12 protein-coding genes are annotated in these 22,535 nt (G+C 31.6%); all 12 read right to left on the reverse strand.

Going from position 1 to position 22,535, the window contains the following annotated elements:
* Positions 1-57 precede the first annotated feature (57 nt).
* The 12 genes from KKI44_RS11190 to KKI44_RS11245 all read right to left on the reverse strand — a co-directional run bounded on the left by KKI44_RS11190 (position 58) and on the right by KKI44_RS11245 (position 22,485).
* Positions 58-2,022: a T9SS type A sorting domain-containing protein gene (locus KKI44_RS11190; RefSeq protein WP_214591048.1), complete on the reverse strand. Its 1,965-nt coding sequence runs from the start codon at positions 2,020-2,022 to the stop codon at positions 58-60.
* A 99-nt stretch (positions 2,023-2,121) separates the two neighbouring features.
* A complete protein-coding gene (locus KKI44_RS11195; protein WP_214591049.1) occupies positions 2,122-4,359 on the reverse strand; it encodes a S8 family serine peptidase in 2,238 nt (745 codons plus the stop codon).
* 18 nt (positions 4,360-4,377) lie between these two features.
* A complete protein-coding gene (locus tag KKI44_RS11200) occupies positions 4,378-5,601 on the reverse strand; it encodes a hypothetical protein (protein WP_214591050.1) in 1,224 nt (407 codons plus the stop codon).
* Positions 5,602-6,820: 1,219 nt separating this feature from the next.
* Positions 6,821-8,665, reverse strand: a complete 1,845-nt coding sequence (locus KKI44_RS11205) for a lanthionine synthetase LanC family protein (RefSeq protein ID WP_214591051.1) — start codon at positions 8,663-8,665, stop codon at positions 6,821-6,823.
* Positions 8,662-9,552, reverse strand: a complete 891-nt coding sequence (locus KKI44_RS11210; protein WP_214591052.1) for a DUF6734 family protein — start codon at positions 9,550-9,552, stop codon at positions 8,662-8,664. Before KKI44_RS11210 ends, KKI44_RS11205 begins: the two co-directional genes overlap by 4 nt.
* A 6-nt stretch (positions 9,553-9,558) precedes the next feature.
* Positions 9,559-11,481, reverse strand: coding sequence for an alpha/beta hydrolase (locus KKI44_RS11215; RefSeq protein WP_214591053.1), 1,923 nt, complete (start codon positions 11,479-11,481; stop codon positions 9,559-9,561).
* 9 nt (positions 11,482-11,490) lie between these two features.
* The gene (locus tag KKI44_RS11220) at positions 11,491-12,141 is read right to left on the reverse strand and encodes a 4'-phosphopantetheinyl transferase family protein (protein WP_214591054.1); all 651 of its coding nucleotides are present in this window, start codon (positions 12,139-12,141) and stop codon (positions 11,491-11,493) included.
* Positions 12,142-12,143: 2 nt separating this feature from the next.
* Entirely contained in the window at positions 12,144-16,547 is a 4,404-nt protein-coding gene (locus KKI44_RS11225; RefSeq protein WP_214591055.1) for a non-ribosomal peptide synthetase, read from the reverse strand.
* A 12-nt stretch (positions 16,548-16,559) separates the two neighbouring features.
* Complete coding sequence (locus KKI44_RS11230; protein WP_214591056.1) at positions 16,560-18,176, reverse strand: cyclic peptide export ABC transporter; 1,617 nt, start codon at positions 18,174-18,176, stop codon at positions 16,560-16,562.
* A 16-nt stretch (positions 18,177-18,192) separates the two neighbouring features.
* A complete protein-coding gene (locus tag KKI44_RS11235; protein ID WP_214591057.1) occupies positions 18,193-18,882 on the reverse strand; it encodes a thioesterase II family protein in 690 nt (229 codons plus the stop codon).
* A complete protein-coding gene (locus tag KKI44_RS11240) occupies positions 18,882-20,120 on the reverse strand; it encodes a glycosyltransferase (RefSeq protein WP_214591058.1) in 1,239 nt (412 codons plus the stop codon). Before KKI44_RS11240 ends, KKI44_RS11235 begins: the two co-directional genes overlap by 1 nt.
* A 25-nt stretch (positions 20,121-20,145) precedes the next feature.
* Positions 20,146-22,485 (reverse strand): outer membrane beta-barrel family protein, encoded by a 2,340-nt coding sequence (locus tag KKI44_RS11245; RefSeq protein ID WP_214591059.1) that lies wholly within the window; start codon positions 22,483-22,485, stop codon positions 20,146-20,148.
* Positions 22,486-22,535 lie beyond the last annotated feature (50 nt).

Consider the following 22,535-nt stretch of genomic DNA (forward strand, 5'->3'; position numbering starts at 1 on the left):
AGGCAATTAGTTTTTGTTTAATTCCTTTTTTATCTATAAGAGATTGTTTATTAGCGGCTAATTGGTGACGATGAGCTTAAATACTTTTAATTCAGAAGTCGTTTTCACAACAATTACATAAGCTCCCTCTACTAAAAGCGTATCTTTAATTTCATAATAGTCTTTTCCATTATCCTGTATGGTCTTTACAAGCCTTCCCGAAGCATCATAGATTTTGATATCTACATTCTCTTTTATATCTGATATAATTCTTATGGTAAACACCTGACCTTTAGGCACTGGATTTGGGTATAATACAATTCCGTTTTCTCTTTTACGAGTTACTTTTACTGTATCTTTTTTTGTACAGCCATCTGGTGTATTCACTGTTACCGTATAAACTCCAGGTTCATACACTGTAATATTAGCGGAAGAGCTGCTAAATCCATTATCTGATGTCCATTGATAAGTAGCATTCGGATTCGAGATCTGGGTACTTGCATCGAAATGAGCAGATCCTCCGGAACTTATTATCACATCAGGTCCTAAATCTAAATTGATCGAGTTAAAATCATTGACTGTAAAATCTTCATTAATTATATTCCCATCCGCATCCGTAATGATAAGATGATAGTTTCCGATTACCAAGTCGGGGAAAGATAACTGGGATGTAGAAACATTAAAATTCTGATTAATACCGTTACCCGTTAATTGAATATGGTATGGAGCTTTACCTCCTTTAATATTTATATTTAATGTTCCCTTCTTCTGTGTACAAGTAGGCTGCTGAAGTTCATTAATTGATAATATTTTATTTCCTAAAGCAAAAGTGAAAACATCTGTTCCTGATAAATCCTGATCAAAGGTGATATTATTAAAATGAACATTTTGATCTGCATCTACATAATCCATAGGAAATACTTCTACGTTGGCAGAATTAAAATTTCCCTGTCCGGTTTTATCAATAAATAACCATAACTTTTTATCTGCAGGTATAGTAAGTATATTTTTAACAGAAAAAACCACTTCAGTCGGAATGGTCTGAGAAGTCTCTGTAGAAAATCTGGTTTTCCATTTTCTTTTAAACAACTGATATCCGGAAGTAGGAGTATCTAACAATAATTGCTCTTTATTATCTCCCCATATAAGAAAACTTTGATCTGGAAAATCTGCATCATTGCTCTTGTTATCTACAGCTAATTTTTTAGCCGCAATAATAAGCCGCTTATTTTCTGAAGAACTCGTTGCCTGTTTCTGATATAAACCTGAATACTTATCTCTGGCAATTCCTGCAATGTTTGCAGAGTAATTAGTAAAGTCATCCTGCTTCCATATCTTTTTACTTTTTGAACTATAATATTCAGTATAAGGCATTGTAACTGCATATTTTACAGCCAGATAAGAATTTACACGATTTCTTTCATTTTGAGTAAGAATTTTACGGTATATGAAAAATTCAGGAAGTTTACCTTTAAAATTTTGCCAGCCGGTACTTCTTATATCTTTTCCTACGTACATAGAAGATATTCCCGTCGTACCTATAACAGAATGAATCTTTTCTGAGGGAATTCCGAATCTTGTATACATACTGAATGAAGGAAGATCATCAATAGTACTGGTATTGATATAGTTAATCTGTTCATTGTTATACCGGAAAATATTTTTTGTGCTGAAATATATTTCCTTCTCGTAAGACTTTTCTGAAGAAAACATAGCTGTTTCCGTGGATGTATTTTGATTTTGATACGCTGTAAAGAAAGTAGTCTTATCCATAGTCTCCATCAAATATGGAAATTTCAGATAATCATCTACCCCGTCAAAATCCAAACTTTCATTATAATTAAATAATGTATAATTAGGTTGGTTCTGAGTAGATATCGCTTTAATTTCATTCTGATTCCCACTATAATCCTGATAAGTTAATGCAGGAGTTTGTGCAGAATTAGCTTTAAACCAAACACTCACTCCCGAAACACCGCCAGGAGACTGGGCAAAACACATATCCAGCAAAAGGATATGAAAAAAGAAAAGTATTTTTTTCATCATAAGTGTTTATCTCAAATTTTGAAAATTTGTAATCGCTGAGAATCGTCTAAAATATTTTTATCGCACTAAATAACGGCACATCCGATTCTCAAAGATTTATTTTTTAATAAGCTTTTTAGTTTCTTTAAAGTCACTACATTCTAAACTAACCGTATAAATCCCGGAAGGATAATCACTCACATCAATTGTTCGTAAATATTCGCCTTTTGGAAACGCTTCACTACTTTGGTTATTTAGAATAATTTTTCCGGAAGCATCATATATGGATATTTTTACTGCTGATGAGTTTTCCAATCTGAATTTTATATGAGCTTCATCCTTTGTAGGATTCGGAAAGATTGTAAAATTACTTTCGCTTTTTATAGTTTCAGGAAGAATATTCTGATCCGAAACTCTTTTTTGTGCAACATATCTGAATGCTGAAATCATATCAAAACAAGGAGTAATGAGTGCATGAAAGCCTGAAGCATTTTCTGCATGAAAACCAACTTTCAATGTAATATCTTTTGAAGCCAGATATTCAACATTTTGTACAGGAGCAATAATTTTATTACTTGCTACGATCTGCTTTGCCCAGATAGTTTGTGGAGTTGTAATGTCATCAACCGGACTTGTAAGTATTTTTAAATCTTCTTTATAACAAAAATCTACATTAGAAACAACAATAGAAAAATTCTGAACACCATTTGGAAGTAATGGTGTTGTGTTTGTTTTTGGAGACACAATAATTTTGTAAGTGTCCTTAGTAGGATTTTTAATATCTACTCTCTCAATTGTATCTACATTATTCGTGGAATTTTTAGTCGCTGCTGCCGTAAGATTATTCATTCCTCCTAATTTCCAAGGGTAATAAACAGTCTCTGTACCATTTGAATTTACTTTAACAATTTTAAGATCAAGATCATTAACTAAATTAGGGGTAGAAAGATCTACAGTATTGCTCACAAGATTTCCTTGAGGATCAGTCCATGATATAGTGGCGGATAAAGGCTGGCTAACATCCAGAGGAACTACATACAAAGTATATTTATTTCCCTGATTAAGAGAAATCTCTTTGATTAATGTAGATTTTTTATAATCCCCAATAATTCCTTCAATATTATCATGTATAGCAGCAACTGCTCTTTTCGCATCTGCCATTCCCCATCCGTAAATATAATCTGGTCCTTCTGTTCCCTTATCATTGGCTGTATGAGCCAACAGAGCACGAACTGTAGAAGATTGCATATAGCTTTGAGAAGGACTCACAGATTTATAATATTGCTGTAATAACGTTATAATACCAGAAACTACAGCAGTCGCTGATGAAGTTCCTTTATAAGTTCCGTATGCGGAGTCATAAGTCTCAATAGATGAATATATAGTCTCTCCAGGTGCGCATAGATCTGGCTTTATCCTTCCGTCGTCAGTTGGACCATAACTGCTGAATGAAGAAATATCAAAATCTTCATCAGAATTCATATTAAGATTTTTTTTAGCAGAAGCCACAACCAAAACATTTTTAGCAATTCCCGCTCCTTCAAGTAAATCATATCCTCCCTTCGCAGTTACCTGAGGAACAAGAGCAGGATCTATTTCTCTGGAATTTCCCGCAGCCTTAACAATTTGTAAATATGGTTTTAAATACATTAGGTTATCCCAGTTCTGTGCTGTAGAATTATATTTTCCAAATTGATAGGTTTGAAGATATAAAGGATCGAAACCATAACTATTATTGGCAACTAAAATACCCGTTGGATTATTTGGGGAATAAGCTTCATTAAGCATTTCAGATACATCATTTACCCAATCATATGCATGAAGTTTAGCATTAAATGCAATTCCTCTTGCATTTGCGTCTCCATTACTTCCAACCATTGTTCCTGCAATGTTCGTACTGTGCCTTGTTATAGTTTGATTTTGAGAAGAATCATAAGTAATCTTTCCGGAAAGCAATTCATGTGTAACTCTTGGCTTTGAATAATCCCATTGGCCTATTATCATATTTTGTCCTGAAATGTCTAATCCAGCACTTCCTCCAGCATATAATGTATTAGCTTTTGTCATTTGTGCCGCTCCGGCATTCAATGTCGTATAGTATAATGGTCTGCCATTTTCATCAGAACCAACTAATTGCTTATTATTTCCATCTTTTTCAATAAATTCCGGAAATCCTAAAGATTTTAAACGCTCTACTTCCTGTTTCTGTTTATTCTCTTTATTTATAATCTGTAACTGGAAATTCTTTTGATCTTCTATTAATCGATTATTGGCATCTTGCTTTTCTTGTGAAAATACCGACATGAAAAAGAATACAGAAATTCCCAAAACTGACTTTTGGTATATTTTATACATCGGAAAATATTTTTAGGATTATTTCTGCTTTGCCTTTTCTAATTTTTCTAATCTTTCATTCAAAGATTTAAGAATATCTGCCTGACTTTTGATTAAGTTCTCTTGTTCTTTATTTTTCTTATTCAGATCAATGGAATATAAAGTTAGTTCTTCAATTTTTTCAAGAAGCTTATTGGTTGTTATTCCTAGTTCTAATCCATTCTCAATAATTTCTTTTGAGGATGAAAAATTAGGTAAATGGTGATATTTTTTGGTAAACTCTTCTACTTCATCTAAAGATAACATTTTATAATCATTCTTTAAATCAGAAGCCCCGTTATAATACTTTTGAAAAACATAATCTGCAGGTACCTGCAAATCGATTTTCACTTCCTCTGCATGAATTTTTCCTTTTACTGTAAGTTTCGAATCTGGATTTACCGAGCCTATCCCTACATTTCCGTTGTTGGCAATTCTTAATCTTTCAGTCCACCAATTGTTATTTGCAACATTACTCATGTTAAAAAATTGAAATCCATCTTTTGAACTTTGCATCATGGTATGAACATTATTCTGTACATCGCCCATCTGGATCGCTGCAGCTTGACCAATATCACTCGTAGAATTCTGACGATATATTTCTAAATCGTTACCTATATAAGAACTTGTATTTCCTTCAATCTTAACTCCTAAATTATCAGCATTATGAATTGTCAATTTTCCAGCTGGTGATGTTGTTCCTATTCCTACATTACCCGACTGTGCCTTAACTACAAAAGCTCCACTAGTAGAGTTAGGCTCTATTACTACATCTCCATTTCCTCCCCGGATAATTGTTTTACTATGATACTGTCCTCCAAGATTACCAAAAGATAATATATTACCGGAACTTTCTGAATAGCTAATAACAGGAACGTTGTATCCGTTAGAATTTAGTTTAATATAATAAGAGCCATCATTACCATTATTGTATCTTTCGTTAGCAGTAACAGAACCATTAACATCTAATTTTTGGGTTGGGTTATCAGTCCCTACTCCTACACTTCCATTAAGTGTTATTCTTACCTTTTCAGAATTGTTTGTTCTAAATATTAAAGGCTGAGCATCTATAGTACCTAAGAAATTTGTAGATGGATTTGTTCCGTTGTTACCTGTCGTATTCCAGATTTGTGCTGAAGAGAATACAGCGATCAGAGAACTTATCGTGAGTAATATTTTTTTCATTCCTGTATTTTTTTTCGCAAATATATATATTTTTTTCACTCAAAAAAATTTGCATAAATTAACATCAAATGGTAATAAAATTTATTAGAATTACATATTTAAATACTTAAATCAAATTTTAAATCATAACCCTAATTTATTTACATTTTATCATTCGTAATTAATTATTATCCTTAATAATTTTTATTATTTTTTTTGTTTGTAAATCCTTGATAGTATACAGAATAAGGAATTTTGATTTAATAGTAAAATTCACATTCTTTATTCTCCAATATTATCCGTTTTTTATCTCTTTAAATGAAAAGGGATAAGTATAAAATCTAAAAAACTTCTGTTACAATTTTTACAAAAATATTGTTGTTTTCACATTTTTAATAATTTTTGGTGAGTAACAATTGGGACCAATTTTGTTGTCACTAACTTTGGATACCTGTTATGATTCTCATTCATTTGCGATAGGTATTTCCGCAAAATAAACGAGAGCAAGATTATCTTACTCTCATTTTTATAAATTAAATTCAATCAACATTGAAAATCAAACAATTATAACTCTACAATTGAATATCACTAAATTTGGAACACTATCTCAAATCAACAAGCTCTATCCAAGCAGTATGGTATTGTAGATCCAACATATGGAACAATATGTCCACTACTTCCTTTAATATTTCTCCGCCCATTTCTTGACAGACTTTCCTTAACTGTTACCAAATTAATTCTTTTCATAACAATAATATTATTTATTAATTCCTACTCTTTAGCCTTTCAGCTTACGCTTTAAACTCTTTTTTAAAATTGATTTCCAAATATCTATAGTAAAAAACAATTATTCTAGTTCATTATCATTAATAAGGATATCCGTTAATAAATTTCTTTTATAATCATATAAATGATAAACCAAAACTTCTAATTCATTTTAATTCCTCCTTTATAACATATTCCCCGGAATTCTTTCTATTGAATAATATTAGAACAAACTTCTAATTCTATTCTTGTTTCTTTACAACAGGGGATGTATAGAGTCTGTTTCAGAAATTATATTAAGGATGTTTTCTCCTACAATTACTCCCACATAACATCCGCCACATTCATCAAACATAAAAATTCCGTCTTCCCGAAAAACCTCTTTTAAGTATGTACACTTTTATTATTCATACAGGAAGTATGAAAAAGAGGGAAATATCAAGTAATTTTTCCAAAATTAATTACAATAAACATATTTTCTTCATAGAAATTAAATCAAAAGATTTCAGTATCATTAGGCAAATTCTAAAAATCCATTATAGATAAAATTCTTTACCGTGCTTTTTACCAAATAATCCAATCTTCCAATAAGTTCTTCCTTATCTTTTGAGTAAGTATAGGAAATGATAGTATCAAGTACTTCTTCCGGCTGAGATAAGCAAAAATATTTAAATTCTTCACTTACCATTTTAATTGTTTTGGGGGTACTGAAAGCCTGTAATAATAAATATTCTATTTTAAGGGGTATCTCCTCAAAAAAATTCGTTCTTTTATCAAGAGCAGGAATAAAGACGGAGATATATGAAGCAGGAGGTTGTATAATGTTTAGTGTATGTATATAAATGTCATTTGAAGACCAGTCCCATTTCGTATTTACTACAGTTCCCATAGAACCATGTATGATTGGGACATATAAAATTGAGCTGCCTAAAGATTCAATATGATCAAAAACATAATTTCTATAAGATATGATCTTTGAAAATTTTGTCAGGTTATTTTTCTGTCTTATTCCATCATAAATTTGGTTTTTACTTTGTTCAAAAAACAGAAGATCTTTTAATAATTCTGAAGAAGAATTCTGATCTATTACAGGAACAATGTCATTAATTAGATTACTACTAACTTCATCAATATTATTCAAGATTGTATTGTAGACATTGGAAAAATTTATTTTTGTGAAATAATAAAATTTAGGATATTGCTTTTGAAATATAAAATCTTCTTTCAGCTGAATATCCAAACATAAGTTATAATTTTTATTTTCAACAATATTTTTAACAATGGAAACATTATATTTCATAATTAGATATAACTGACCTATTTTTCCATTAATGAGTCCGAATTCTAAATCTACATATTCATCCAAATCTTGCAACATAGTCTCATATTGTGCCAATTCTTCTTTGAAATTATCTCTGTGATAAAAAAATTCTGAAAAATCATTACAGAGAGAAGGCGAAAGTGTCATCAGAAAAGCAAGATTCTTCTCAAATTCCTCTTTTTCATTCATCTCTAATAATCCATCAAGAATCCTGATATAATTTTCTTTATTTGAATTAATCTTAAGAATAAACCTCTTTTCTATATCAGAAATAAAAAGATAGTTTTCTAAGTTAATCTCTTCCTTTTCTTTATTAATAAAATTTTTAATATACTTTTCAGCTTGTGCACTATAGAATTTAATATTTTCATTTTTTGAAATCGCATGTATATATCTCAATACAAATAGAATCCCCAAAGATCCACGTGCGAAGTCACAGGAATTTTCTATATTGATTTCTTCTTTTGAAATCCATGAAAGACCATTAGGTGTAAATATACTGTTGTTTATTATTTTCTGTAAATAATTATTTATCATCTCTTCTGTTTCCTTCGATTCATTTTTAGTAAACAGATTAATAAGAATAAATAGGACTCCCGCTCTTCCATCCAGTAAATAATCGGAAGTATATTCAGAATGGAAAAACTCCTTTTCAGACTCTTTTAAAATTTTCAGACAATTGTCTAAATAAATATTCTGAGGAGAGGTTTTATAAAGCTCTAATAAAAAATAAGCAACTCCGCCTCTTCCAGTATATAATGAGTAATTTGCCGTTGCTGAATGATCACAGTAAGAGATCAAACTGAGACTATGCGTTTCTATAATATCAAGCAACTCTGGTTTATTATATATTTTATGGTATTCTAACAGAAAAAACAAATACCCAGTAATTCCGTATTCTATATTTTCAATATTATCTGATATAAGGTATTGTTCTTCAAGTTTCTGCTTATTATTTTTGGCTATATTCTGGAGATCCGTAAAACTTAATCCCAATATAGCAGATATATATTCATCTGTTGTTACATTCAATCTCATATTTGATACGTTTTAAGAAGTCTGATAATGTTATGATAATAATCAGGATATGATTTTCTGAGTAAATCTTCAATCTGCACGGGAACTGTGTTCACAGTTTTATATGGTCCCAAAGCATGGAGATAAGAACGTTCAAAAGAACTTCCCAATACGTCGCAAATTCCGTCAAATCCCTGATTAATATTATCAAAATAAAATTCTACAGGAATTTTTTCTTTATGAGCCATTGAATATAAAAGAGCCTGTTCAAAAATAATATTAAACAGTCCAATATTAATTTTGGACAAATAATCTGCGTTTTTATCGATAAATTCAAATGCTTTATCTGTATATTGTTTAAAAAACAGTATTGCATTGCCCCCTACAATACCATTATTAACACCATTCACCTCCCCGAAAGTATTATAATAATTTAAAATATCTTCAGGTATATATGCAAAATGATTCTGAATTGCCTCGAAAATTTCTTTATATAAGGTATAGCCAATTTCGCTATTCTGGCACACAATAGGTGCATGTTCAAAGTGTTCTTCAAATTTTTCGAATATAAACACATCTCCATCGGCGTGAATAAAAGGAGTATTCTGGATACTATAGGCATATATTTTTCCCAATGCCCACAAATCTTCATGATAATGATTGATTTTATCCAAACATACATCTACTTTCGTATAAGGCAGTTTCAATTTTTCAATTAAAATATTATATCCTATTTCATCAGTAATTAATTCTACATCATCATAATATTTTCTAAATTGTAAACAGCTCAATGCCCAGCTGAAATAGTTATATTTTTTGTCAGTCCACCCTCCATTATTCCGATCATGGAGTTTTACATTTTTCTTTTTATAGCTTGGTTTCGACCAAAAACTCTGAATTATTTTCATATGATATTAATTAAAAAATCCCCAGTAATAGAAGTAAAAAAGGATTAATATTAAGGAAAAAACAAGGGATATTATGATAACTTTGTGTTGGTATTTACTGATTCTTATGAGGAATATAGCCAACAAAAATACAGTCGCAGCATATACCGTAAGAAGGGTAAACAAACTTCTAAACTTTTCTTTTATTCCGAACGCACATATAAAGAAGTTAGAGCTTGCCGCATCCTGGATAGCATAAATAAACCCACCCATTATTATAATGGCCAGTAAGCATGACAGGATAAGCAGCCCGTAAAAAAATTTGCTGAATAAGCCCTCTTCTTTTCTTTTCCTAATCATCTGCATTGAAAAGTAAACGATTCCGATAATCATAAGAATATAGGCCAAAATTAAAGGAGCAAAATTCAGAAGATCAAAATTCCCAATAAACATTGCCAGCTTTGGAACTCCGGGATTCACATGAATATCCGTCACAAAATTTGTTTTATAGGTACTCATGATTTTAACTGACGGCTTTTGCTGATAGGAATCTTTAATAAAGTTGTTAATTAATCCGCTTCCTTCCTGATTGAATAAAAGGGCATGGTTTTCATTTTTAAATATGATTAGCTCTGCATTCAGCAATCCGGCTAATGACTGAGCATTTGAAACTGGGGTAATAGGATCAAATTCTCCAGCCAGAATCATCGTTGGAATTTTAGATATTTTCTTATAATCTAAAATATTCTGCGGAATACTTTTAGTATTCCACTGACTATTGATAAGAAAATCACTTCTGTAAAATGACAAACCACCTTTTAATCCCGGATATTTTGCAGCATCTTCATCATAGTATTTTAATGAACTGTATGGTAATGCATCATTCAGCAACATACTGTAATAGGTTCCAAAATCCAGAGCCCGGAAAACCCCGGAAAATGCACCGACTACCGAACTTAATGCGGCTGCATTTCTTTCATGAAACAAAGTAATAATCACTGGTAGTACTTCCGTCATCTGTTTATTATATAAAGCCTGATGAATAACGAGTTTAAAGTCTTCACTATTGAATGTAAAACTTCCTTTTTCCAGAAGATCTTTGGGAATATTCACCGTCAATGGTCTTTTATCCAGATCTGCAATCACGTCATAATAGGTCTTTTCGAGATTCGTGAATTTTTTATTTGAGACTGGATCCTGTTTACATTTTGAGAATAAGATATTTAATTCCTTCACATAATGATCATTGATCTTATCATAATATTCAGAAATATTATTAATAGATGAATCTAAAATCATTTTATTGAAGTCATCAGGAAATGAATTGGCATATACCTGTGAAATATAGGTTCCGTATGAAACTCCAAGAACATTCCATTTGTCATAATGCAATGCTGTTTTAAGCGCATGCAGATCATTGGCTATATTCATACTGTTATAATTAGCAGGATTAATCCCTTTTCTTATCAGCTCATTTTTACAGTTCATTGCTGCAAATAATCTATTTTTCTCATCAGCGGTGGCTGATTCATTCGAGGATAAAATTTTAAATATTTCTGTTCCCAGTTCCGGGCATAGTTTAGGTAAAGAATTTCCTACCCCCCTTGCGTCTACCAATATAATATCGGAGTAATCTCTCAGTGGGTGATCACGAAAATATCCGAATGTTCCAATTCCTGATTGCCCGGGACCACCTTCTATATACAATAAGGGTTTCTGAGATGATTTTTTCTTCTTTTTGAGAACAGTAAATGCAATTTTTATTTTACCTGTTGGAGCTGTCCAGTTTTCAGGAACAGAAAGATATCCCCATTCTATTGTTTTATCTGTTTTCAGGTGTTCTTCATCGAAAAAAGGTTTTGTCTTGGTAATAGTATATCCTTCTTTTTGTGCCAACAAAAATGAGGATATCATGATAAATAGTAAAAAAAATACTTTCGAGGTCTTCATATTGAGTAATTAATTTTTAAATTCATTTATAGATATATCTTTAATGGGTAATTCTGAGCACACATAACAACAGTAATCATCTGCGATATATATCTTTTTGATATTAAAATTCTGCCCGTTATAGAGCAGTGTATCATTATCTTCCGCAGACTGGGTTTCAATTTCACTCAGCGGAATTGTAAGGCCTTTACCTATCAATTTTATCAGGGATTCTTTTCTTGTCCATATATCAATAATCAACTGATCTTTATTCATACTTTCGTTGATTTTCTTCTTTTCATTTGGAGTAAGGCAAAAGCCAAGATCTTCGATTTTTACAGGCTGAATTTTTTCAATATCAATTCCTATTTCCCCGTCTTCTGTTACTCCACAAATAGAAATATGGTGAGCATGTGAAATATTAAAATTAATAGGAGCGTCTTCAAAGAATGGTTTTTTATTTTTAGTGAATCTTATGTCATTATCTGTCATATGTAAGCGATATTTTTTTTTCAGGATATCAAACAGCATCATCCTGCCTAAAAGTGATAATTGTGCATCCGACCAATTCTTATACCTCAAAATCCTGTTTTGAAAATCACTACTCAGCTCGTATCTGTAATTTGACATCAAAAACTCATGAACTTCCTTTCTAATAAAGGAATAATATATTGTAAGCATAGTTAAAAATCAAAATCAATATCAAAGGAATTTTTAACATAAAAAAAGTCCTTATACCCGGAATCCAGCTCAGAGTTTAGTGATAAAATATGTTTCAAGAAGTTAATATAGGTTTGGGAAAAATCTCTGATTATATGTTCTTTATAAAGGCTTTTGTTATAGCTGACATCCATATGGATCTGGTCTGTATCATTAATAACATTCATTATAACAGGAAATTTATTAAAAACCGAATCCTGTTCCACAGTCTGTATTGAAAAATCTGAAAACCCATCAATCGTATGATAACTAAAATCAGGATTCTGGACTACAAACATAATATCAACATGATGCTTCAAAAAAGTATTATTTGAAACTTCTTCATACTTATTGACTTCTAAAAATTCATGGGTCACTTTCTCAAGTATTTCAGTAAACTGTTCTTCTCCGAGCTTCACTCTTAATAAAAGACTTTTTATGAAAACCCCGAGAAGGGAGTCTACCTGAGGAACTGACCTTCCGGAGTCAACAGTTGCTATACAAATATCCGACTGTCCTGAAATTTTATTTAACAATACCAACAAGGAAGTCAGCATTAAAACATAAGGAGTTGTTTTTTTTTCTTTTGCCAGATTATTTAAGCGAGCTGACAAGGAATTATCTAAAGAAACAGTAAATATATTCCCTGTATAGCTCTCAGGTACTGAAGCTTCTTTCTTCAGAAAAGGTTCATACTGATACCCCTCAACATATTTTTCCCAGAAAAGATTATTTTTTTCAATATCTGTATTTTGATAATACCAGTGGCTATAGTCTTTAAACTGTATTTCAGTATGAGCCGGAATTATGACAAAGGAGGGATTGTTATAAACGGAAATCAGCTGTTTAATGAATAATTCCGTAGAAATTCCGTCAAAAATAATATGATGGGTCAGAAAAAGAATCTTATATCTTTCCCCAAGCTTTAGAATCATTAATTTTAAGAGTATTTCTTTCTCAAGATCAAAACAAAAACCAGTATACTGGTTGACAATATGTTTATAGTCTGCTTCATTATCTACTTCATTCATCTCTAAGGAAAAATGAACATTTTCAAAAGCATTGATTTTCTGGCAGATGGTGTCTTCATGCAATGCAAAGTTGGTTCTTAATATTTCATTTTCCGATATCATGCTCTGTATAGATTTTTCCAGTAAAACAATATCAATAACGCCTACCACATCAAACTCCATAAACATATTGAATGCTGGTGAAACCTCTTTTCTCTGACAAGCCAACCATATATTTTTTTGTGTGGGAGTTACTTTATAAAAATCCTGCACCGGCGCAGCCGGGATCACTCCAAGTTTATTTTTTTTCTTCAGAATGAAATGGTATAAAGAATAAAGATCCGGGTTTTCAAAAACGTCTTTCATTAATATCTGAACTGAGAAATTTTTATTGACCAGATTCGTTAATTTGGTAACCAAAATAGAATGTCCTCCCAATTCAAAAAAATTATCTTCCGGCTTAAGATCATTCTGAAGATGTAATACTTCTTTCCAGATTACTTTTAATTCCTGAATCAGCAAATCATTATCAATTTTCTTTTTGCTACCCCCTTCTTGCAAAGAAGGAAGCTCTTTAGCCGACAGCAACTGCCGGTCTATTTTTTTATTAGGAGTAAGCGGAAAGTCTTCTACGGAAAAAATAAACTGAGGAACCATATAATAGGGCAGGTCTGAACTCAGTATATCATAAATTTTCGAAATGCTCACTTCTGAACGGGCCTTTACGTAAGCTACCAAATTTTTTTCGCCATCATGGTCTTTAACCACTACTATAGAATCCTCAATATTTTCAATGGTGTTCATATGGTTTTCAATGTCTCCCAGTTCAATTCTGTAGCCATTTATTTTAACCTGATGATCACTCCTTCCGAAGAAAATGATTTCGCCGGCTTCATTCCATTTCCCGACATCTCCGGTTTTATACATCAGATCTCCCTGTCTAAAAGGGCTTTTTATAAACCTTTCCGAGGTAAGCTGCTCATTATTGTAATATCCTTTCGCAAGGCCTTTTCCTCCGATATAAATATCTCCAATGGAATTTATGGGTAAAAGGTTAAGATCTGCATCCAAAATATAAAAAGACGTTTCGGCAATTGGACTTCCTATATTCTGAGGGGAAGTATTTTTTTCTATTTTTTTAGTTGAGGACCATATTGTTGTTTCCGTAGGTCCATACATATTCCACATTTCATGACAGTGCGGGATGAGCTCTTCGATCAGTCCCTTACTCAGCAGGTCTCCACCACATAATATTTTTAATCCTGAATCTGGTATCCACCCAAAGCTGATGAGCCTCTTGAAAAAGCTTGGTGTTGCTTGGATGACGGAAGGATTTACTTGGGCTATCTCATGTATTGTGGCTGTGGGGTATTTTAGGATATTTTCATCAGCTATATACAGTGTTGCTCCGTTAATTAAAGGGGTAAAAAACTCCAGAATAGAAATATCAAAGGAATATGTTGTGACTGAGAATAATTTATCTACGGCATTTATTCCCGGTTGGATGCTGATGCTTTTTAACAGATTCAGCAGGGAAGCATGTCCTATTTCAACTCCCTTAGGGTATCCGGTAGAGCCGGAAGTATAGATAATATAGGCCGTATCTTCAGATCTAACTCTCTTTTCAGAGGTTTCATGGCTGTGTTCAAGAATATTACGCAAAAAAATTCTGTTGATATCTGTAAGTTCAACCTGAATTTTTTCATCAGATATGAGGAGACTGACTTTACTGTTTTCTACAATATATTGCAGCCTGCTTTCAGGAAATTCAGGATCAAGTGGAATATAAGCTTTTCCGGCCTTCATTATCCCCAACAAGGTGCATACCATATAGGCTGAACGATTCAGTAAAACAGCAATTGCATTTTCGGAAGCGTAATTATTTAGGATAAAGTGGGCTACCTGAGATGAAATACTGTCAACTTCTGTATAAGATAATGATAATGTACCATCTGCTATGGCTTCTTTACAAGGAAACTCCAGAACCCTTCTGCTGAACAAGTCAATTAATGTTTGCTCATTATCATCATATTTTATTTTAATCGCATTTTCATTAAATGAAAAAAGTTTTTCTTCCTCTCCCACAGACATGAATGAAATATTTTTCAATGATTGATGTGCCAGCGTTTCTATATTTAAAATCATATGATTGATGTGCTCCGTACATTGTATGATGGAATATTCATCAAAATATGCCTTATTATAATCGAAATCTATCTTTATGTTTTCTTCATCATCAAATTCTCTCACATAAATGGCTAATGCTACTCTCTCAGATTTATTGGTAAGAGGAAGTACTGTAGTTACCGTCCCTGCAAAATGGTCAGCATAATTATGTTTTTCATAGGAAAATGTGAGATTAAACAGTTTATCTTTTTCGCCATATAGTTTTAAATCCTGCACTATTTTCCCGAGAGGGTATCTTTGATGCCTATAGTCTGACATTAACTGCTTTTTCACATCTTCTATAAGATCTATCAGGCTGTTCTGGTAATTCAGCTTAATTCTTAAAGGAGAAACTCCCATAAACAGTCCTACTGTTTTTTTAAATACTTTACTGTTTCTGTTAAGTACTGGAATCCCGATCGCAAAATCTTCACTGTGATTAATTCGTCCGAAATAAAAGAAAAGTAGTCCCAAGAAGCTGTGAAATGTAGAAAAATTATGTTTTTTACCTATTTCTATAAGTCTATTATAATCTTTTCTTTTAACAATAAGCTCTTTGCGCTCACTTTCTGTAAGATTCTTTTCTGCAGTCTCTTTTTTGTTAAAAATAATCTGTGGTAAATCCCGATATCTTTCATTCCAATACTGTTTGTCTTTTCGATACTCCTCAGAATTCTGATACGCATGATCGTCTGTAATAAATTTTTTATATTCATAAGGATACTGTTCTTGTAGTTTATCAAAATTCAGCAGGTCATTATAATTTTTAATTAATCTCTGGAACATCAGGGACGTACCCCAACCGTCAGTGATAATATGATGATATACTGAAAAAAGATAATATAAATTCTCATGACATTTTACCAAAACAAACCGATACAGAAAGGAATCTTTTAATAAATCAAAAGGCAATAAAAATTCTTTCTGCATATATTCATCAGCTCTAGACACGGAATCTATGCTATCTGAAAAATCAACAAACTCTAGGTTTCTGGGGGTTTCAGATATGTTTATAATAGCAATACCATCTTTCTCTCTTAAAAAACTTCTATAGGCATCATGTTGACAAATCATTTCATGATAAGCTTTTTGAAGAGTATTAAGATATATTTCGCCCTTTATTTCTATTTTGGCTCCTATATTATAAATGGGTGCATTTGGATATAATAACTGTTCAAAAAAGATATCCTGTTGAGGAAGAGTTAACTTCATAAAATGTAAATATTAAAAATATGCGTTTTGAAAATTCTCAGGAATATCTTCTTTTACGATTTTACCGTAATCAAACTTCAGCAACTTATCACAATATTGGAAGTATCTATCATCATGTGTTACAGCAATAATTGTTTTACCTTCTGATTTCAATTTCGGGATTAATTGTTCATAAAAGTATTTCCTAAAATAGGGATCCTGATCTGCAGCCCATTCATCAAGTACCAAAATTGGCTTATCTTCCAATAATGCAAAAATCAAAGCCATTCTCTTACTTTGTCCTTTAGAAAACTGTCTTCTTGCAGATTCTTCAGAATCATCTTTTACTATATTTTCAAGTTTAAAGATTTCAAGTAATCTTTTGTAATTAGCATTATCTTTCAGCTCATAATCATCATAGTTTTGAGAAAAGAGGTGATTACTTGTAAATACAGCTGAAATAAGATTCTGAATTTCTTTTTCTGAATCAATTTTTTTCTCATTAAAAAATATATCCCCTTGATCAGGCACATATAAACCTGTAAGAATATTAATGAAGGTACTTTTTCCACTTCCGTTTCCGCCAACGATAAAAATAACCTCTCCTTTATTGATTTCCAGATTCACAGGTCCCAACTCAAAATTGGCATCCGCATTGTTATTTTTATAATTAAAATGGATATTTTTAAAGTTTAATTTTGAAAAATCAACAGCAAGTTCTACATTCAGTTTCTTATTAGCATTATCATTTTTAAAATCTTCATAAAAACTGTTCATCCGTTTGTTGGCAACAAATAATCTGGTAACGATGTCTTGAAGATTGATAATAGCGTTTATTGGGCCACCAATAAATAGTAAAACAAGAACATACGGAATTACAAATTCTTTTTTAAGCCAGCCGAGTTCTGGTAAAATAAAGAGAATCGTTCCTATAATAAGATACATCCCATACTGACTAATAAGCCCTATTGAAAGGAAGGAAAAACTTATTTTAAAATCCAATTTATACGCCTCATTTCTATTTTTGTAAACATAGTCTTCACGCAATCTTTCTTTTCTTCTATCACTTATCATTAATTCTTTAAATCCGTTCACTACATCCTGCACATATCCAAAATAAGACTCATTATATTTTCTAATTTTTTCTATGGATTTTGACAAAAGGTTCATTACAAGATAGTACATCCCTGCAATAATGATAATACATAAGATAATAATTAGTGCCGATATCCAGGACAGGCTTATGAGATATCCTATACAGAGTATAACCATCAGTAGAGAAGAAAATGCTGAAGTAATTACTCCTGGTAATGCGTAAAAGGTTCTTATGTCTTCTACTGCAGTATAGAATCTCTGAGTACCCCATTGTTCAATTTTTACCAAAGGGGTTTCCAAAATTTTCTGAAACAGCTGTTTTTCCATTCTAGTTAGCAAATCAAACGTTATTTTGTTCAATTGCTTTTGAAAGAAAATATTCAATAAATAGGCATAAATTACAAAAGAAAAGAATGCAATATAAATATACCCGTTTACTGAAAATTTATTTGACAGCGTATTATTGATTATATAGATAATACCAAAGCTCAATAAACTGCTTATTAAAGCATATACAGATATCAGAGCGATATGTTTTGATTTTATTTTTAGCATAACTAAATTTTATGAACTAAACGAAACAATAATTAATTAACTTTCCGATTTCTCTACTATGATGATGTATAAAAAAATGATTTCCTTCAAAGATCAAATAATTAAAAGAAGAATTTGTAAAATTTTCCCAATTCCTGATCCTTGCAGATAAGTTTTCTTCACTTCCCATTATTGCATAAATAGGTGTTTGAATAATCTTATTCTTTTCATACTGCCGATCTTTTTCAACACATTCAAAATCAGCTCTCATGATAGTGGAAAAAAATGCAAATGTCTCCTGATTTTCAATAATTTCATCGGGAACTCCTCCTAACTCTGCAATTCTTTTTTTAAAGGTTTCATCATCCAAATTATACCGAAGAGAAAAACTATGGTCTTCTAAAGGTCCCGGGTTTCCAGACACGATCAGATAATTTGGTGCATCATTTTCTTTCTCCAACATTTCGGTTACTGAGAATCCTAATATTGCCCCCATACTATGCCCATAAATTACATAAGGCTTACCATTTCTTTTGTCCTTTATCTGTAAAAACAGATCCTGTATTGCTTCTTCTTTATCTCTAATAAGGTTTTCTTCAAACCGAGCTCCTCTGCCCGGTAGCTCAATCGGGATAAACTCAATATCTGATTTTAGTTTGCTCTGTAAGAAATTATAAGAATATTTATTGCCACCTGCAAAGTGTAACAAAAAAAGTTGTTTATTCATTATTTCGTTGTTAATTTTTCGTTGTTAAGGTTGATCCACATATCATTTTCCGATGCTTTTTCAAAACTAGATTTCATTTTAGATAAGCCGTCTTTTATCTCAGTATCATTCTGAAGCTGCTTAATTGTGAAAATAATTTCGTGATTATTTAAAGCAGAAACATCCATTTTAATTCCTAGTTTATGGATAACTATCCGGTCTGCATTTTCAAATTGATCAAGGCCTAATGGAATAACAATCATAGGAATTTCATTCATTATACATTCTTTAACGCCTCCCATCCCTCCATGTATAATAGCCAGATCAGAATATTCAAGCATGGTCATTTGAGGAAGCCATTTATGAATCCTTATGGTATCCGATTCATGAGATTTATAGTCTTCAAAAAGATTTCCGACAGATATATTAAGAATATGATTTTTCATTGCTTCCTGCTGAAAAGAGCCAATAACCATTTGCAAAATTTTTTGAGTTTTTTCTTTATCTATTTGCTCTGCCCAAGAACCTAAGGAACAATAAACTATCGTTTTTTTTGATTTCCTTTGTTCAAAAAGTTCATTCTCTAGCTTTTGAATATCATAATCTGAGTGAAATATATTCTGCTCAGGTATACAGGCTCCTATATAAAAATCATTTTCTTTTATGCTTGCATCTTCTATTAAAAAGTCTTCTGAAGCTGGAACTACATTATAGAAGTTTTCAAAAACAGACAGCATATCATTCAAAGAATTCATGGTGTATCCTTGGCTAATGATAAGATCAATTAGAAGATTAGTGGCTTCAAGATTACTATCATCCATCAGCATATTGATACTCCATTCTTTAATCTTGTCTGTTAATGATTTTTTACTGAGGTCATTATCTACTGGAAAATGACAATATAACAGAAATGTCTTTATCTTGTATTTTAAATAGAAAGTGGCTGCTTCTATCGGATTATAAGCTGTAAAAATAATAGCTGATGGATTAAGCTTACTGATTAACCCATTAAGTTCCCCATTAATAATGGTCCGGATAACATCTGCATTAATTTTACCTGAGAGATAGGTACTATTTTTCGGATAATAGTCTTCAAAAACAGTGGTAAACGGAAATGATGTTCCAGATATTATTTCTGTTACATCCGGTACACCGATATAATGAACATGAATTCCCTTTTGGCGAAGTTTTTCACTGATTCCTAGGGTAGGAATTATATTTCCTCTGAATGGATCAGTATAGACCAGTACTTTTTTCATAAAGCGTATCAGTTATTTTTTAAGATTATCTGCTTCGTCCTATTTCATCTTCATTACCAAACCCTCTTTCTTCTTTGGAAATTTTATCATTTCCGAATGTGTAGTTTACAGAAAGTCTGAAAAATCTGTTATTGCTATAAGATACATAAGTTTGTACAATCCCGTTCAGTTCTGAGGTCATCATGCGCGGACTGGAATTAAATATATCATAAACCGCAAAGCTTAGATTTAATCCTTTATATGGCGTTTTATAAGAGATGGCAGCATCAAGTGAGTTCCCTTTCGAATAATGATAGGCATTCCTGTTGTATGGCGAACCATACCAAAAATTCAGATCTGCAGTCAACGTTTTTGAATGGTTCAAATTAAAAGAATTGTTAAGCGATCCAAAAAACTCCAATCCGTTTCTCATCAGCAGATTATAGTCTTTAATATTATGCGAATAAGAATAGTTCATGAAAAGAGTTACATACGTTTTCCACCAGGAAAATGTTTTGAATTCATATGATTCTGTAAGAGAATATCCATAACTGCGATAATAATTATCATATGTGGAAATAAGTTCTTTAGTAGCTTCATTTGACTTAAAAATTACATCAAAAGCATTGGAGTTTATATTAAATGTCATTTTTGAAGTAAGATTTCTGTAAGTGTGGGATAATTCCACATTATCAACATAAGAAGGTTTTAAATAAGGATTTCCCATTGAGGAAGCCTGACTGTTCATGTAGAAACGTGAAGGATTAAGCTGTCCATATGATGGTCTTTGTATTCTTCGTGCATAACTCAGCACCAAGTTGTTTTTATTATTTATATCGTATTTAACGAATAAGGAAGGAAAAAGCTGAAAATACTTATTGTAATCAGTTTGATTAATCAAAACAGAATACCCTTTTGTCTGGGTATATTCTGCTCTTAAACCTGCCTGTAACTCCCACTTATCGGACAGTTTTCTTGTCCCACTGATATATAAAGCCTGAATATCCTCGTTAAATTTGAACTGATTTGACTGAAGGGCTGCATTGGCTAACAAATCATAATTATTAAGCTGATATCTTGTATTGGTAAAAGTGAGCTTCCCTCCATAGGAAAAGTTGACTGCCCTTCCTGGATGGTCAATATCAAACTTTACACTATAATTATTGATAATCTGGTCAGAAATGGCCCGGTTGAAGAAATTCACTCCTTCAAAATTATTCCCTGTATCATATTTATTAGAAAGTATTATATTTCCTTTATCAGTATTGTAACTCAGATAATCTAGATCTATATTAAGCTTTCTACCAATAGTATCTAGTTTCTGGTCCAAATGGAAATTTAATAGATGATTATTATTTTCATCATGAGTATGACCATCTCCGTTTAAAAAATATTTAGGTATTAAATTGCTGTTGGCGACTGTTGTATTTAAATGATCATCAACATAATTATTGTTTACAGCTCCTAAATACTGTACTCCAAATTTGGTTTTTGAACTAAGCTCATAATCGATTAAAAACCTTCCCGAAAGCTGATTATAGTTCCATTTTTGTCCAGAATCAGTAAGATATGGTTCCGAGAAATATGTGTCTAAACGTTGATTTACAAATATATCCCCGTAATCATACCGTAAATTGAATAAAAAACTAATTTTATTTTTCTGATAAGTAAAACTGTTGCTTGCTGCTCTAAGGACATATTTTGCTTTTGCAACATCTTGGGAAAGTGTCATATTATTACTCCAAGAATTATTTTTTGCTTTCTTAAGAACTAAATTAATTATTCCACTGTTTCCTTCTGCTTCGTAACGTGCAGAGGGATTGCTAATAACCTCTACCGATTTGATGTTTTCGCTGGGGATTGATTTAAGGAAATTTTTTATATCATCTCCACTCAGATTAATCATTCTGCCATCAATCATTACTTTTACAGCATCTCTTCCTAACATAGCAATCTGGTCATTTTTCAAAACCAGTCCTGGAACCATTTTTAAAGATTCAAAAATATTTCCTTTATTCGCAAGCGCATTATTTTCGATATTAAATACCACTCTGTCAATTTTCTGAACCGCCATTTTTGGAGAGGATGTCAGTCTTACTTCTTCAATCATTTTAGATAAAGACTGTAATTCTATATCTGCTGTTTTCATATTAGAATCAACATTAATTACTTTTTCAAAATACTTATATTCAGAATCACGTATAACCATATTATAAGTACCTTTTACAAGTTCGGTAACAAAGCTGCCATTCTCATTAGTAATTACTTTTTTATCTTTATCATGACTTTTGTTCGAAAAAAAAATTTCTATGTTTTTTATCGGCTCTTTTTCTTTATTTAAAACTCTACCTTCTATTTTGTATTGAGAATAAAAAAATAATGGCATACAAAGAGTTAAGAGATATAACAGTTTAGAATTTTTCATATACATAGTGT

This window comes from Chryseobacterium sp. ZHDP1 (assembly GCF_018603435.1).
GTDB lineage: Bacteria > Bacteroidota > Bacteroidia > Flavobacteriales > Weeksellaceae > Chryseobacterium > Chryseobacterium indicum.

Bases quoted from the DNA above. Each gene is read 5' to 3' on its own strand.
- KKI44_RS11195 (WP_214591049.1), bottom strand. From the start codon at position 4,359: ATGTATAAAATATACCAAAAGTCAGTTTTGGGAATTTCTGTATTCTTT.
- KKI44_RS11235 (WP_214591057.1), bottom strand. From the start codon at position 18,882: ATGAATAAACAACTTTTTTTGTTACACTTTGCAGGTGGCAATAAATAT.
- KKI44_RS11245 (WP_214591059.1), bottom strand. From the start codon at position 22,485: ATGCCATTATTTTTTTATTCTCAATACAAAATAGAAGGTAGAGTTTTA.
- KKI44_RS11220 (WP_214591054.1), bottom strand. From the start codon at position 12,141: ATGCTTACAATATATTATTCCTTTATTAGAAAGGAAGTTCATGAGTTT.
- KKI44_RS11225 (WP_214591055.1), bottom strand. From the start codon at position 16,547: ATGAAGTTAACTCTTCCTCAACAGGATATCTTTTTTGAACAGTTATTA.
- KKI44_RS11240 (WP_214591058.1), bottom strand. From the start codon at position 20,120: ATGAAAAAAGTACTGGTCTATACTGATCCATTCAGAGGAAATATAATT.
- KKI44_RS11215 (WP_214591053.1), bottom strand. From the start codon at position 11,481: ATGAAGACCTCGAAAGTATTTTTTTTACTATTTATCATGATATCCTCA.
- KKI44_RS11210 (WP_214591052.1), bottom strand. From the start codon at position 9,552: ATGAAAATAATTCAGAGTTTTTGGTCGAAACCAAGCTATAAAAAGAAA.
- KKI44_RS11230 (WP_214591056.1), bottom strand. From the start codon at position 18,176: ATGCTAAAAATAAAATCAAAACATATCGCTCTGATATCTGTATATGCT.
- KKI44_RS11205 (WP_214591051.1), bottom strand. From the start codon at position 8,665: ATGAGATTGAATGTAACAACAGATGAATATATATCTGCTATATTGGGA.
- KKI44_RS11190 (WP_214591048.1), bottom strand. From the start codon at position 2,022: ATGAAAAAAATACTTTTCTTTTTTCATATCCTTTTGCTGGATATGTGT.